The sequence below is a fragment of the Lawsonibacter sp. OA9 genome (assembly GCF_022440585.1).
Genome location: NZ_JAKNTI010000022.1, coordinates 1,694,817 through 1,709,350 on the forward strand (window position 1 = coordinate 1,694,817; position 14,534 = coordinate 1,709,350).

The 14,534-nt window shown below is 58.5% G+C and carries 12 protein-coding genes and 1 tRNA gene; 3 read left to right on the forward strand and 10 right to left on the reverse strand.

Features of this window, described 5'->3' with window-relative positions:
- Nucleotides 1-20 precede the first annotated feature (20 nt).
- The 8 genes from MCG44_RS09410 to MCG44_RS09450 all read right to left on the reverse strand — a co-directional run bounded on the left by MCG44_RS09410 (nucleotide 21) and on the right by MCG44_RS09450 (nucleotide 10,116).
- Complete coding sequence (locus MCG44_RS09410) at nucleotides 21-1,085, reverse strand: galactose ABC transporter substrate-binding protein (protein WP_147571233.1); 1,065 nt, start codon at nucleotides 1,083-1,085, stop codon at nucleotides 21-23.
- Complete coding sequence (locus MCG44_RS09415; RefSeq protein WP_240287878.1) at nucleotides 1,042-1,995, reverse strand: sugar ABC transporter substrate-binding protein; 954 nt, start codon at nucleotides 1,993-1,995, stop codon at nucleotides 1,042-1,044. Before MCG44_RS09415 ends, MCG44_RS09410 begins: the two co-directional genes overlap by 44 nt.
- Nucleotides 1,992-3,758 (reverse strand): sensor histidine kinase, encoded by a 1,767-nt coding sequence (locus MCG44_RS09420; protein WP_240288908.1) that lies wholly within the window; start codon nucleotides 3,756-3,758, stop codon nucleotides 1,992-1,994. The genes MCG44_RS09415 and MCG44_RS09420 overlap by 4 nt, the downstream gene beginning before the upstream one ends.
- Before the next feature lie 148 nt (nucleotides 3,759-3,906).
- Nucleotides 3,907-5,511, reverse strand: a complete 1,605-nt coding sequence (locus tag MCG44_RS09425) for a response regulator (RefSeq protein WP_318653903.1) — start codon at nucleotides 5,509-5,511, stop codon at nucleotides 3,907-3,909.
- A 140-nt stretch (nucleotides 5,512-5,651) separates the two neighbouring features.
- A complete protein-coding gene (locus MCG44_RS09435) occupies nucleotides 5,652-6,710 on the reverse strand; it encodes a galactose/methyl galactoside ABC transporter permease MglC (RefSeq protein WP_147571236.1) in 1,059 nt (352 codons plus the stop codon).
- A 17-nt stretch (nucleotides 6,711-6,727) separates the two neighbouring features.
- Entirely contained in the window at nucleotides 6,728-8,236 is a 1,509-nt protein-coding gene (locus tag MCG44_RS09440; protein ID WP_147571237.1) for a sugar ABC transporter ATP-binding protein, read from the reverse strand.
- 160 nt (nucleotides 8,237-8,396) lie between these two features.
- Nucleotides 8,397-9,557: a galactose ABC transporter substrate-binding protein gene (locus MCG44_RS09445; RefSeq protein ID WP_240287880.1), complete on the reverse strand. Its 1,161-nt coding sequence runs from the start codon at nucleotides 9,555-9,557 to the stop codon at nucleotides 8,397-8,399.
- Between the two features lie 292 nt (nucleotides 9,558-9,849).
- The gene (locus MCG44_RS09450) at nucleotides 9,850-10,116 is read right to left on the reverse strand and encodes a GNAT family N-acetyltransferase (protein ID WP_186852454.1); all 267 of its coding nucleotides are present in this window, start codon (nucleotides 10,114-10,116) and stop codon (nucleotides 9,850-9,852) included.
- Nucleotides 10,117-10,278: 162 nt separating this feature from the next.
- Here MCG44_RS09450 and MCG44_RS09455 point away from each other — a divergent pair.
- Nucleotides 10,279-10,352, forward strand: a tRNA-Gln gene (locus MCG44_RS09455).
- A 736-nt stretch (nucleotides 10,353-11,088) separates the two neighbouring features.
- Here the strand turns inward: MCG44_RS09455 and MCG44_RS09460 are convergent.
- Both MCG44_RS09460 and MCG44_RS09465 read right to left on the reverse strand, forming a co-directional pair.
- On the reverse strand, nucleotides 11,089-11,319 hold the full coding sequence (locus MCG44_RS09460) for a hypothetical protein (RefSeq protein WP_147571240.1): 231 nt from the start codon (nucleotides 11,317-11,319) through the stop codon (nucleotides 11,089-11,091).
- A gap of 2 nt (nucleotides 11,320-11,321) precedes the next feature.
- On the reverse strand, nucleotides 11,322-12,158 hold the full coding sequence (locus tag MCG44_RS09465) for a TrmH family RNA methyltransferase (protein ID WP_240287882.1): 837 nt from the start codon (nucleotides 12,156-12,158) through the stop codon (nucleotides 11,322-11,324).
- A gap of 246 nt (nucleotides 12,159-12,404) precedes the next feature.
- Between MCG44_RS09465 and MCG44_RS09470 the strand changes: the two genes are divergently transcribed.
- A complete protein-coding gene (locus tag MCG44_RS09470; RefSeq protein WP_240287884.1) occupies nucleotides 12,405-13,838 on the forward strand; it encodes a sensor histidine kinase in 1,434 nt (477 codons plus the stop codon).
- Nucleotides 13,831-14,520, forward strand: coding sequence for a response regulator transcription factor (locus MCG44_RS09475; RefSeq protein WP_147571243.1), 690 nt, complete (start codon nucleotides 13,831-13,833; stop codon nucleotides 14,518-14,520). Before MCG44_RS09470 ends, MCG44_RS09475 begins: the two co-directional genes overlap by 8 nt.
- Nucleotides 14,521-14,534 lie beyond the last annotated feature (14 nt).

Here is a 14,534-nt window from a genome sequence, read left to right on the forward strand (position 1 = left end):
CGCCCCGTCCCGCCAAAGACCTATTCCATTTGAAAGTCCGCCAGATTCTCTTTGGTCACTTTCTGGTAGGAGAGCCAGACGTAGTGGTCCCCGGTCAGCTCCACAGTGTCCCCAGAGTCCTTCACACCGCTCAGTGCCAGTGTGAGGTCCAGCATCGCCCGTGCGATCCCCTCGGCGTCGTTGAGGACCGTGCCGTACAGTGTTCCCTCCGCTACGGCCTGAAGCGCCGGGGCGGTGGCGTCTACCCCCACCACCAGAGGCAGCTCCCAGTCCGTCTGTCCATAGGCGTCTATCGCGCCCAGCGCCATGTCGTCATTGTTGGCGATGACCGCCTCGATCTGGTCCCCAAATTCCTCCAGCCACTGGCCCATTTTTGTGGCGGCCGGACCCCTCTTCCAGTTTCCGGTGTCACTTCCCAGTTTCTCCAGCTCCACCCCAGCCTCTGACAACACCTGGATGGAATACTCGGTACGCAGCAGGGCGTCCTGGTGGCCCGGCTCTCCCTCCAGCATCACATACTGGAGGATACCGTCTCCGTTTTTATCCAGCCGCTCCCGGTCGGACAGCCATGCCTTCAGCACCAGTTGCCCCTGAAGGATGCCTCCCTCCTCCGCTCTGGCGCCCACATAGTAGAGCTGATCCCATCGCTCCATATCCTCCGCCACCGGCTGGCGGTTGAAGAAGATCAGGGGCACCCCGGCCTCCTCCGCCTTGTCAATGAGAACCGCCGCCGCGGTGCGGTCCACGATATTGACACACAGCACATCGCAGCCCCAGGTAATCAGCCGGTCCACCTGTTCCAGCTGGGTCGTCTGATTGCTCCTTCCATCAGCCACAGAGAGGTTGATCTTGATGTCCCTGGCCAGTTCCTCCTCCTGGGCGATCCGCTCCAGGTCCTGTACAATGGTGGAGATGAACGTGTCGTCTTGGGTATAGAGCGCCAGCCCCACCCGCAAGGTCTCTGTTTCCGCTCCCTTTTCTGGGCCGCAGCCAGACAGAGGCGCTATGGCTAGCAGGGCCAGCAGCAGGACGGCAACTCCTTTAAGATGTGACTGGGAAGAGTAATTTTTGGTTGTCCGGCTCATAGATGTCCTCCCCTCGGATCAGGAAAAAGGGCGGCGGCTTCATTTCGCTCCGCTCCCCCCTGGCCAGTTTGGCGGCTCCGTCCACCGCCAGATAGCCCGCGGCGTAGTCGCTCCAGGCGGCCACGGCGGACAGGGCGCCCTGATCCAGGGCCGCTACAACGGCGGCGGTCGCGCCTACACCGTAGAAATCCGCCGAAAGCCCCTCCAGGCTTTTCACACTGGCGGCCGCTTCCGTGGCCGCCGGCTCAAACGTCATCATCTGGGCAGGGCTCAACTGCCTAAGCAGCTCGGGCAGCCGGCTCGCCAGGCTGTCTACAGAGACTGTCTCAACCTGTGTCTCCACCCCAGCCCCGGCCAAGAGATCTTTGGCCGCCGCCAGGCGCTGGGCCACAGCGGTACAGTGGGGAGCGGTGTCAAGCAAAAGCACCGTTCCACCCTTCCAATCCTCCAGTGCCGCCTGGGCCAGACTGGCCCCCATCTCAGCATTGGGGACTACCACGCTCAAATCAGCCCCCTCCAGCGGGGATTCCAATGTGACCACCGGAACGTCCCTGTCCAACTCCCCCAGGCTTTTCTCCAGCGCCGCCGGGTCCGCGGGGGCGACCACCAGAGCGTCCGCGCCCTGCTCGATCTCCCGCTGTAACAGCTCCCACTGCTCCCTGCCGTCGTTGGCGGTGGCCAGGGTCAAAAACCGCAGTTCAGCCCCCAGCTCCCCGGCCGCCTGCTCCATCCCCATACGGGTGTTGGTCCAGAAGGAGCTGTCCTGCTCCCGAATGATGACCGATAGCTCCAGCGGCTGTGGACGCCTGTGCAGTCCAGACATCTGAGGCAGCAGAAGGGTGAGGGCCACAGCGGCTCCCAGGGCTGTCAGGATGGCCAGCTGGATCAGCGCGCTTCTTCTCTTTTTCATGGCACGTCCTCCCGCTGGTACTGGGCCGCCCCGTCCTGATCCAGAGCGGGGAGGCGGATCCGCACAGTGGTCCCCTCGTCGGGTTCGCTGAATATGGTAAGCCCATATCTGTCTCCGAAGGTCAGCCTAATCCGCCGGTGGACATTCCGCACTCCAATCCCCGATCCGCTGGTGCGGATTTCGGGCCTGTCCTCATCCAGCAGAGAGGCGGCCACCTCTGGACGCATCCCCAGCCCGTTGTCCGCTACATCAATGACCAAGTCCTCCCCCTCCCGCCGGGCTGTGACGGTGATGAGGCCGTCGTCCTCCGCTGAGGCCATCCCGTGGTAGATGGCGTTCTCCAAGATAGGCTGTACAATAAGCTTCATGGTATATAGGCCATCGGTCCCAGGCAGGGCATTGATTTGTGTGGTAAATTTGTTTTTATAGCGTATTTGCTGGATATTCATATAGTGGCGGGCGTGCTCCAACTCGTCCGCCAGGGGGATGATGCTCTTTCCCCGGCTGAGAGAGATGCGGAACAGCCGGGCCAAGGAGGTGACCATTTGGATGGCCTCCTCATAGCGGCCCGCCTCGGTCATCCAAATGACGGAATCCAGAGTGTTATAGAGGAAGTGGGGATTGATCTGGGACTGGAGGACCTCCAGCTCACTTCGGCGCTTCTGCCCCTCCTGCTCGATGATGTCGTCCATCAGGTGCCGCATGGTGGACACCATGGACCGGATCGAGTGGCCCAGGCGCTGCACCTCATAGCAACCTCCCTCCTCGATCTCCACGTCCTCCCTGCCCGCCTCCAGCTCCTTGATGGACTGCTCCAGACGGCGGATAGGATCCGAGATATGGGCAGATATCCGAAAATTCAAAAAGGCCATGAGGAAGATAGAGAACAACAGCAGGGACAGCCCAAAAAGGAATATCTGCCGGGAGTCGGAGACAAACCCTCCCTCCACCGGCACGACTCCCACCAGCTTCCAGCCGGTATAGCCTACGGTCTTTACGGTCACCTGGCGGCGTTGGCCCTGGAACTCCTCGCTGTGGGTGCCATCCCGGTAGCGTGCCGCTGCCTGGTTGTTCTCCTCCTGCAGCCCGGAATAGATGAGCTGCTGCCGGGGATGGTAGATCAGCTCGCCGCTGCCGTCAATGAGATACAGGTAGCCCCCATTGGGCAACTCCACGTTGCGGCACACCTGTTCAATGCCAGCAAAGCCCATATCCACCAGCAGGACACCCCCCTCTGTGGCTCCGTCCCGGGTCAGCTGGACATAGCGGCTGAGGGAAACCACCCACTGGTAGTGGTAGTCCGGGTCCTCGAAGAGATCCTGGACATGGGGTGTAGAGAAATGGAGGTTCTCCTTCTTCTGAAGCGCCGAGAGGAACCAGCCCGTCTGCGTCAGGTCCGCTGGCTGTTTCAGGGTGCTTAACGGAACGGCGGACACCAACCCTCCCCGCAGGTCAAAGAGGGCGATGGACACCAGGGAGTCCCGGTCGTCCTCATATAACAGCTCCATGGGTGCGGTCAGGCTGTCCCGCCCCAGGTCCGCGCTCTTGATAACCCGGTAGTACATGGTGTCGGACACCCGCATCATAGAGCGGAGATAGCTGTCCAGATTCAAATTGACCTGAGCCAGCACCCGCTGGCTGTTCTCCGCCACCAGTTCCCCGGTGGCGGAAGAAAAGCGCCAAAACAGGCTCAGGCCCATAAAGATCATCCCCACCACCGCCACCGTGGTAAAGGAGAGGGAGATAACCATTTGGATGCTCATTTTCTGGTATCGCTGGGCCCAGCGGCTGGTAAACCGCTTTAATATAGAGGTCACTCTCCCCCTCCTCTCTTTTCGTTGACCAGGTCCCCTTTCCTGGGAAAGGGGCAGCGGGCCATGGCCCGCTGTTATGCCCATCCGGCGGATGGTGTCAGCCCGTCTGTCCCGCCCTGAATTTGGAGGGGGACACACCGAACCGGCGTTTGAACACATAGCTGAAATAGTTGGGGTCAGTATAACCTGTTTGCTCCGCGATAAGGTAGGTCTTTTCCTCTGTTTCCCGCAGGAGCTGGGCGGCCCGCTCCATCCGCACCTCAGTCAGATAGGCGATGAAGCTCATCCCCACCTCCCGTTTGAAGAGGGTGGAAAAATAGGTGGGCGACAGGTGGAGATAGGAGCAAAGGGTTTCTACGCTCAAATCCCCATCCCCATAGTTCCGGGCAATAAAATCCTTGGCCCGCTCCACCGTCTTCCAGGTGGAGTCTGTCCGCTGCTGCCCCAGCAGCTCCCGCAGCTTCAGGCCGCCCTTTACCAGCCACCGCTCCAGTTCATCCAGCGAGGAAAAATCCGTGATGGAGATCGCCCCGGTAAAGCCGGACCCAAACACCCGCTCCAGCTCCACCCCGCCTCCTCTGGCTAGTTTGATCAGACAGGTCATGGTTTCCAGGAAAAACAGGTGGCACTGGGGCAAAGAGAGCCCCGCCTCGCGGACCCGGTCCATCAGTGTACGAATGGTCCGCTCCACCTCTTCTTGGCTTCCCAGCTTGATCGCCGCTGTCAGTTGGCGCTGGTCCTCCTCCTCGAAGGCCAGCCGGACCGTGTGGTCCGGCTCCATATCGCCGATATAGATGACCTGTACGCTCCCCTTCAGCACACGGTAATCCAGGGCGGAACGGGCCCCCTCGGCCGAGGAATGGAGCTCCTCCGGCCCATCGCAGGGCAAGCCCACCCCCACGGTCAGCGACATCCCCAGATAGCTGTAAGCCAGGGCACACAGCCGCCCCAGCTCCTCGATCAGGGGATATATCCCCTGATCTCCCATATGGGCCAGCAGAGCCACTGTATCATTATACAGGATGGCCCGGATGGTACAGCCCTCCAAGGCAAAATGCTCCTCCAAAAACGCCCGGACAGACAGGAGGAGCAGTTCATCCCGCTCCGGCTTTCCCGCTTCGTTGAGGCAGTCCACCTGGACTAGCGCCGCCGCCCAAGTCCCCTGAGGCAGTTCAATCTCGTATCGGCCCGCCCGCTCCTGAATCAAATCAGCCCGTATCTGTCCATCCAGCAGCCGGGCGTAGAACATTTCACGCAGCACGGGCAGGCTCTCCTCATACCGGCGGCGGAGGGTCTCCATATCCCGCCGCTCCAGCCGCTGCCGGTCCAGCTGGTCCTTCAGCTTGTTCAGCACATCCATCAGCTCAGGGGCGTTGATGGGCTTCAGGATATATTCGGATACGTCCATACCGATGGCCTGGCGGGCGTATTCAAAATCGTCAAAACCGGAGAATACTACTAGTTTAGCCGCCGGAAGGGACTGTTTCAAGCGGCGGCACAGCTCCAAGCCATCCATAAATGGCATTTTGATATCAGTGAGGACCACGTCCGGCCTGAGCTGCTCGGCCAGCTCCAGGGCCTCCTGGCCGTTCTCCGCTTCGCCCACCAGGGCGAAGCCCAGACTGCTCCAGTTGATCTTGCGGCTGATGCCGGCGCGGATCTCCTCCTCGTCGTCGGCCAGCAGCACACGGTAGGGCTCCATAGTGACCCCTCCTTTGGAAAGAGTATAGCACAGGTCTGCCAAGCTATTCAAGGGCCTCCCTTCTTTCCCACAGAAGAAAGGCGCCCGTCCGCCGTGTGGTGGATGGGCGCCCAAAAGGCCAGAGGAACGTGCGGTAGAAATTACTTTTTCACCAGATATTTGCGCATATCCAGAGCGCAGGCAAAGAGGATGATCCCGCCCTTGATGGCATACTGCAGGTTCTGGTCCATGCCCACCAGAGGCAGGGCCACGAAAATCAGGCGCAGCATGATAACACCGATGACGATGCCGCTGATCTTACCGATGCCGCCTACAAAGGACACGCCGCCAATGACGCAGGCCGCGATGGCGTCCAGCTCGTAGTTGACGCCGGTGTTGGCGGTGTTGGAGGCGATACGGGCGGACTCCACGAAGCCGGCCCAGCCGTACATGGCGCCAGCCAGGGCAAAGACGGCGATGGTGGTGGCAAACACGTTGACGCCGGACACACGGGCGGCCTCCTCATTGGCGCCCAGGGCAAACATGTTCTTTCCGAAGGTCGTCTTGTTCCAGATGAACCACATCAGAACGGTCAGCAGCACAGCGTAGATCACATAGTTGGGGATCTGAATGGATCCGAAGGTCAGCAGAGGGGGATTGCCCACCACGAAGTTGCGGTAGCCCTGATCCAGACCGGAGATGGCCATGCCGTTGTTGTTGCCCTGCTGAACATATAGCAGAAGGATAGTGTACAGGATCAGCTGGGTCGCCAGGGTGACGATGAAGGGGTGCAGCTTGAACTTAGCCACAAAGAAACCGTTAAAGGCGCCGATCAGAGCGCCGATGCCCACCACGATCAGGATGACCAGGGGGATGGGCAGGGTGCCGATATTGGGCCACATCTTGTTGGCGGCGTCGCTGGCCTGGAGCAGGGAGGCGGCCACACAGGCGGTGATGCCCACGGCCCGACCGGCGGACAGGTCGGTGCCGGTCAGCACGATGCAGCCGGCGATGCCCAGCGCCACAGGCAGATAGGCCGCGGTCAGGGACAGCAGGTTGACCAGAGAGCGGGGGGCCAGGAAAGAAGGCTGGGTAATCGCCACATAGGCGGCCACCGCCAGCATAATGATGATCAGGGCATTGTTCAGCAGGGCGTTGCCGACCTGCTTGGCGTCAATGCCTTTCGCCTTGGCGGCGAGCTGCTTGGATTCGTTACTCATGAATCGTTTCCTCCTCTTTACACATACTTCGCCGCCAGGGTGAGGATCTCCTCCTGGCTGGTGTTCTTCGCGTCTACCTCACCGGCTACCTGACCGCCGGACATGACGATGATGCGGTCGCATACGCCCAGCAGCTCAGGCATCTCGGAAGATACCATAATGACCCCCTTGCCCTCGTTGGCCAGGTCGATGATGAGTTGATAGATCTCGTATTTGGCTCCCACGTCGATGCCACGAGTGGGCTCGTCCAGCAGAAGGATCTCCGGCTTGGTCAGCAGCCAGCGGCCGATGATGACCTTTTGCTGATTGCCGCCGGATAGAGAACGAATCTGGGTCCTCTGGCTGGGCGTTTTGATGTGCATGGCCTGGATGGCCCAGTCGGTGTCCTCTTTCATCTTCTTGTCGCTAAGATAGGCCAGACGGCCAAAGCCCACCAGGTAATTTTTGATATTGGAGATGACGGTGTTCTCCTTGATATCCCGAATGCCGAAGATGCCGGTGGCCCGGCGCTCCTCGGTAAGGAGGGCAAAGCCGTTTTTGATGGATTCTCTGGGGGTCCGGTTCTGGATCTGCTTACCGTGGAGGGTAATAGTTCCCCCCTGTCGGGTCATGGCGCCGAACAGATTTTCCAGCACCTCGGTCCGGCCGGAGCCGTCCAGACCGGCGATACCCAGCACCTCACCCTTTTTCAGTTGGAAAGTAGCGTCCTTCAGCCGGGTATATTTTCCCGCAATATGCTGGACGTCCAGGATCACCTCTCCCGGCTTGTTGGTCTTGGGCGGGAAGCGGTTGGTCAGCTCACGGCCCACCATCAGCCGGATGATCTCGTCCATGGTCAGCTCCTTGGCCGGTTTGGTAGCCACCCAGGTGCCGTCCCGCATAATGGTGACATCATCGCTGATCCGCAGGATCTCCTCCATCTTGTGGCTGATATAGATGATGCCGCAGCCCCGGTCCCGCAGCATATTGATGATCCGGAACAGGTGCTCCACTTCAGTCTCTGTCAGGGAGGAGGTGGGCTCGTCAAAGACGATAATCTTGGAATTATAGGATACTGCCTTGGCGATCTCCACCATCTGGCGCTGGGAAACGGGCAGCGTGGACATCACAGCATTGGGGTCCACCTCTACCTCTAAGGTCTCAAAAATCTCCTTTGTGCGCTGGTCCATAATGCGCTCGCTGACCACAAATCCGGCTACTTTAGGATACCGGCCCAGCCACAGGTTGTCCTTCACCGTGCGGGTCAGGGCCTGGTTCAGCTCCTGGTGCACCATGGCCACACCATTCTCCAGGGCCTCTTTTGAGCTTCTGAAATTGATCTCCTTGCCGTCCAGCGTGATGGTACCCGCGTCTCTGTGATAGATGCCGAACAGGCACTTCATCAGGGTGGACTTGCCGGCTCCGTTCTCCCCCATCAAGGCATGGACTGTGCCAGGACGGACAGTAAGGTTGACGCCGTCCAGCGCCTTGACGCCCGGGAATTCCTTGCAGATGCCGCGCATCTCCAGCAGTGCTGGCTGCTCCATATTGTTCCTCCTCTCTCTTGGTGAAGCTTCCGCTTCATACGCGCCCGGTACAGGCCGCGTCTCAAGCGGGAGCTTCACTTGGAGAGCGGGGCTGCCATCCGGCAGCCCCGCTCGCTTTGGGTCGTTTCTATTGGGGCCGATTCAGCTTTGCCACCAGTCCTTAGTCCTGGGTAGTAGCGTCATACATGGCGTAAGGCACGCGGATCTTAGCCACATCAGCATCAATGGTGAAGGAATCGGTATTGGCCATCAGTTCAGCGCCGTCCTGAACGTTCTTGACCAGGGTGACGATGGTGGAGGCCATGCCCACGGCGTCCTGCTTGATGGAGCCGGTCATGTTGCCAGCCTTGATCAGAGCCTTGGCGGAGTCGGTGGCGTCAACGCCGAACACGGGGATGATGGTGGTGCCCTCGCCGTTGTTATAGCCCACGTTCTGCAGAGCGGCGATAGCGCCCTCGGCCATACCATCGTTGTTGCAGATGACCAGCTCGATCATGTTGTTGTTGCCCTCGTTATAGGAGCCCAGCAGAGACACCATGTAGTCGTTGGCAGCCTGAGCGGACCACTTGCCGGCCTGGTCAACCAGGTACTTGGTGGAAGCGGAGGCATCGTAGTAAGCCAGCTCGGGCTTGCCGCCGGCAGTCAGGATGGCGTTGGCGTCCTCAACGGCGAACTGGGTGCGGGCCTCAGCCTCAGCGTTGGCCTCCTGGCCCTTGAACATCACATAGGAGATGGTGCCGTCGCCGTTCAGGTCCACGGCGTCGTAGTTGGCCATCAGGTAGTTGCCGATCATCTCACCCTGCATATGGCCGGCGTCGGGGGCGTTGGTACCCACGAAGGCGCACTTCTCATAGCTGTTGATCACCTCATTGTCGGCGACCTCGCGGTTGAAGAAGATGACGGGGATGTCAGCGGAGCGGGCGGCCTCAACGATATCCTTGGCGGGATCGGAAGTGGAGGTCTCCACGATGTTGACGATCAGAAGATCGGAACCGGCGGTGATGGCGGTGTTGACCTGGTCAGTCTGGGTGGGCTGGGAGCCGGCGCCGTCCCAGTTGTTGGGCTCAATGCCCAGGGCCTTCAGCTGCTCGTCCATGGACGCACGGACGCTGGAGATATAGATATCGGAGAAGTCATAGTAGAACACGTCTACCCGCATATCGCTGGCGGGAGTGGCAGTCCCCTGAGAGGTGCTGCCGGCGGCGCTGCCAGCAGAGCTGCCGGCGTTGCTGTTCGCACTGTTGTTGTCCTTGCTGCCACATCCGGCAAACAGGCCGATCATCATGACAGCGGCCAGAGCAAGTGCAAGCTTCTTTTTCATTGTTATTCCTCCTGTTTCGTTCAGTTGGCGTCTTACGTAGACTCGCTGAAAAAACCGATGTTTCTTTCAGCGTCCTTATTCTAATCGTTTCTCGCCGCAAAAACGATAGAAAAAACTACGAACTTCTATAAAAAAACTTGGTTTCGTGAGCAAACAAGAGAAAAATTTTTCGAAAAAAGACGAACCCAGCCCTTTTACCCTTACAGTATACCCCTCATTTCTCCTGCCTTACACCACAAATTGAAGCAGTAAAAAAGACGGCCTTGAACAGGTCGTCCTTCGTGCAGGGGAATTAAAGCAGATCAGACTGATCAGGGTGCTCCTTGAACCACTTTGCCGCGTAGCTACAGGTTGCCTTGGCACGCAGGCCCTCCATCCGGATCTGCCGCACGGCAGCATCCAGCAGCTGGCCGGCCACCCCCTGTCCCCGCAGGGACTGGTCTACAAAGGTGTGGTCAATGTCAGCCACCCCCTCTGAAACGGGGAATGTGACCTCTGCCACCAGCTTTCCCTGTTCATCCAAGGCAAAAATGCGCTCCCGCTCATGCTGAAACTCCATATCCATCACCTCTTAAAAGGTAGTATACCTTACTTTCAGATTGAAGGCAAGACAGGACCATCTTTCTTTTTTGCTTTCAAAATAAAAAAATAAAAAAATTCTATTGACAATTTTCTATCCTCTGCTATAATAACATTCGTGCTTGCGACAGCAGGCGCAAATAGCGGGATTGTGTAAGGGTAGCACGACAGACTCTGACTCTGTTTGTGAGGGTTCGAATCCTTCTCCCGCTGCCATGTCGGAGCAAACGTTATGTCGTTTGCTCCGACTTTTCTATTTAAAATTCAGAGCGCACTCATTTTGTTCCTCCTCTTTTCCAAACCGAACCCGCTGTCACTGGGCTTCGATCTGGGTCCATCGCTTTACAGCGGTTTGGTCTTATGACGAGAAAACGCCTGTTTTACCGTCCTTTACAAGCTAGAACCCCTGAAAGTGCTAAAAAGCACTTTCAGGGGTTTTTTACTGATCAACACTATTTTTTCGCCTGTTGGTGTTGGAATAAATCGGCTATTCTACCATTCTACCATCTTATGTATATTCTGTGCAATTTTCCTCTCCTTATTCTCAGCATCGTATATCTCTTTGTTTACGGTGTAGTGAGCAAGCAGGCCAAGAAAAGAAAGGGAGCAAAGGCTTAATCTTCTCATATCAGATACTGGGACAGTTGAGTGATGATAGTTTCATTGACAGGCCCAACACAATACTCAGCAGCATATGATCTTAACCCGGCCTCCCCGCATCTCCAAAATTAGGATTATCTTACAGATAGAATCTCGAAACGCAAAAACGTTACACTTAAACGGCGACAAGGAAAAATATAATTTCATTATATGGAAGCAAACAGCAGATATATCCGTATGCCCTTCTCATACCTTCCCAGCTCTCAGGATCAGCTGGACGTTTGACTTGAGCTCTGCCGAATTGTCGGCAGCTGCGCTTTCGCATGGAGGTTTAAATACGTCAGAATGTTTTTTAGTCCTGCCCCAGCTCATCCAGGCGGTCCTGCAGCTCGTCCACCAGGTCCTCCAGTTCCTCATGGAGCTCTCCCCAGCGTTCGTGTTCCTCTGTACCCATATGCTCTGGTTCCTGTCCATCTAACCGGTCTATCTGATCCCTCACCCGGTCCAGCCAGGCCAGGAGCGCCCTCCGGTCCAGGCCTTCCGGGGCCTCTCTGCCACCGCGGAAGGTGATAATATCCGCCATATTTACCCCTTCTTTTTCACCCGCAGCTGCCAAAAGGCCACCGCGCTGGCTGCTGCCACGTTGAGAGAGTCCACCCCGTGTCCCATAGGGATGCATACCGTATCGTCACACCCGGCCACTGTGGCAGGAGCCAGGCCATCCCCCTCTGTTCCCAAGACCAGGGCCAGCTTGTCCTCCGCCATCAGGCGCGGGTCCTCAATGCTGATCGCCCTGCTGTCCAAAGCCAGGGCCGCTGTCCGGAAGCCCAGCTCTTTCAGCCGTTCCAGTCCAGGCCTGGGCCACTGGGAGGCGTCGCTCCCAATCCAGGTCCACGGGATTTGGAAGACAGTACCCATACTTACCCGGACCGCCCTGCGATGGAGCGGGTCGCAGCAGGTAGGGGTGACCAACACGCCGTCCAGGTCCAGCGCCGCCGCCGAACGGAAGATCGCCCCCACATTGGTCGCGTCCACGATCCCCTCCAGGACAGCGATTCGGCGGGCGCCGGCGCACACCTTCTCCACCCTGGGCAGTACCGGACGTCCCATGGCACACAGCATCCCCCTGGTGAGGTGATAGCCGGTCAGCGCCGTCAAAATCTGGTCGTCCGCGGTGTAGACCGGCACCTCCCCGCACCGCTCTATAAGAGCCCGCCCCGCTCCCTCCAAATGTTTGTGTCCCATCAGCAGGGCGATGGGCTGACAGCCGCTGTCCAGAGCATGTCCAATCACTTTGGCGCTCTCCGCGATAAAGATCCCCTTTTCCGGCTCTCTCCGGCTACGAAGCTGCCCCTCTGTTAGTCGGGCAAAGAGATCCAGCTCTGGCGCCCTCCAGTCCGTTATCTCGATCACATGGGCCATCGTTCCGCTCCTCCAATGTTTAGGAAGGGAGGTCAGCCCCGCTTGTCTCGCCGGTTCTCCCCTCGTTTCTGTCATTTTACCACAGCCCGCCACAGGGTACAAGGGACACCTAGGACGCTGCCCTATACCAGTCCACCCCGCCGCCCGGCAGCGTATCTGTCCGAATTTGTAAAAAGTTTAGATTTTCCCCCTTCTTTTTTTACAAACAGGCACTATAATAAAATCATTATTATGGGAGGTGTCTGTATGAGCATCAAGCGACACCTATTTTTCTATAATACTATATCGGTGTTTACGGCTCTGGTGGTCATGTTGCTGGTCAGCGGGGTAACCACCCACTTTACCGCAGAAAACTACCGGCGGCAGAGTATGGCATCCATGGACGTGACTGCTACCATTGAGGTGCAGGAACTGCTCCAAGGGGAGGAGATCATACGAAAAGACTGGCCCGCCCTGGACCATCAGCTTCGGACACGGGGATATGCACTGACCGTCACCACACAGGAGGGGGATCCTGTATTCTCCTCTTTGGATCCGGCCCAGGACCGGCTATACCATGAGGTGGGCCAGGAAGCGAACTGGGTGGAGGCCACCCCTATCACTATCCAGAGTGCTGATATGGTCATGGTAGGCACAATCAGCGACAACTACTCGGTTGTATCAGTCTCCACCCCCGCCATGCCCATGTTTCTGGGCAGCAAGAGGCCCCCGGCTGAGATTGCCGTCCTTTCCATGGTCCTTAGCGGAATGGCTGCCATTGTCGTTATCGTGGCGCTCAATCTGCTGTTTACCCGCCGGCAGGTCAGAAGGCTGCTGGCACCGGTGGACGCCCTTGCCAGGGCTGCCCGTCGTGTGGAGGAGGGGGACTTCTCCCAGCCGGTGGACTATGGCGGACAGGATGAGTTCTCCTCGGTGTGTACCGCCTTTAACCAGATGCAGGAGCACCTGTTGGCCGAGCGGGAGAAGTCCGCGGCCTATGAGCGGGCCCGCACCGATCTGGTATCTGGTATCTCCCACGACCTCCGCACCCCCCTCACCTCGGTCAAAGGATATATCAAGGGACTGCGGGACGGGGTGGCCCAAACTCCCGAGCGCCAGCTCCAGTATCTGGATATCGCCTACCGCAAGGCCTGTGATATGGACATACTGCTCCAACGGCTATTTGATTTCTCCCGCCTGGAGACAGGGAACCTCCCCCTCTTTCCCGAGCCCGCCGATCTGGGGGACTTTGTATCCCACTTTGTCCAGGAGGCTGGCCAGGAGTTGGAACAGGAGGGCGGCCGGGTGGAGCTCCACATGATCCCCTCCGCTCACCCGGTGTCTATGGACTCAGAGCAGATCTACCGGGTACTGAACAATCTGAAGGACAACGCCCTTCGGTACGCCGGGGCCAATCCGCTAATCCTCACCCTGACCGTATGGCGGCAGGGCGACATGGAATGCGTCCGCTTCGCTGACAATGGTCACGGGGTAGCGCAGGAGTGTCTGCCCCGCCTGTTTGAACGGTTTTGGCGGGAGGACCAGGCCCGGAGCAGCCAGAACGGCGAGGGCAGCGGCCTGGGGCTGTATATCGCCAAATGCATCATCGAGGCCCACGGAGGGACTATCCGGGTTAAAAACGACGGGGGGCTGGTCTTTGAGATCGCCCTGCCCCGAAGGGAGGACGACTGCCATGGCTAAACTTCTGCTGGCTGAGGACGACCAGGCTATCTCTATGCTGGAGCGGGACTATCTGGAGATGGAGGGCTATGAGATCACGGCGGTAGACAACGGACAGGCCGCCATCACAGAGGCACTGAAGGGGGAGTATGACCTGATCCTGTTGGATCTGATGCTTCCTGGCTGCAATGGGTACGACGTTTGCCGTCTCATTCGGGACAAAATAGACATTCCCATCCTGATGGTGACTGCCCGTACCGAGTCAGTAGACAAGGTCCGGGGGCTGGGTCTTGGGGCGGACGACTACATCGCCAAGCCTTTTGACCCGGCGGAGCTGGTGGCCCGTGTCAAATCCCATCTGGCCCGCTATGCCCGGCTTACCGGCGGCCAGGAGGAACAGGAGGCCCTCACGGTTGGGGATCTCCGCATCCTGCCCCAGAGCTGGAAGGTCTTTAAAGGGGAGCGGGAGGTCAAGATGCCCAACCGGGAGTTCGCTCTGCTGAAATTTCTGGCGGAGCACCCCAATGTGGTCTTCTCCAAGGAAAAGCTGTTTGAGGCCATCTGGGGCTGTGACTATCTGGGGGACAGCGCCACTGTCACCGTCCACATCGGCCGCATCCGGGACAAGGTGGAGGACGACCCAGCTCACCCCACACTCATCGAAACCGTATGGGGCGCAGGCTACCGCCTAAACCGGCAATAACTGATAAAACGCCG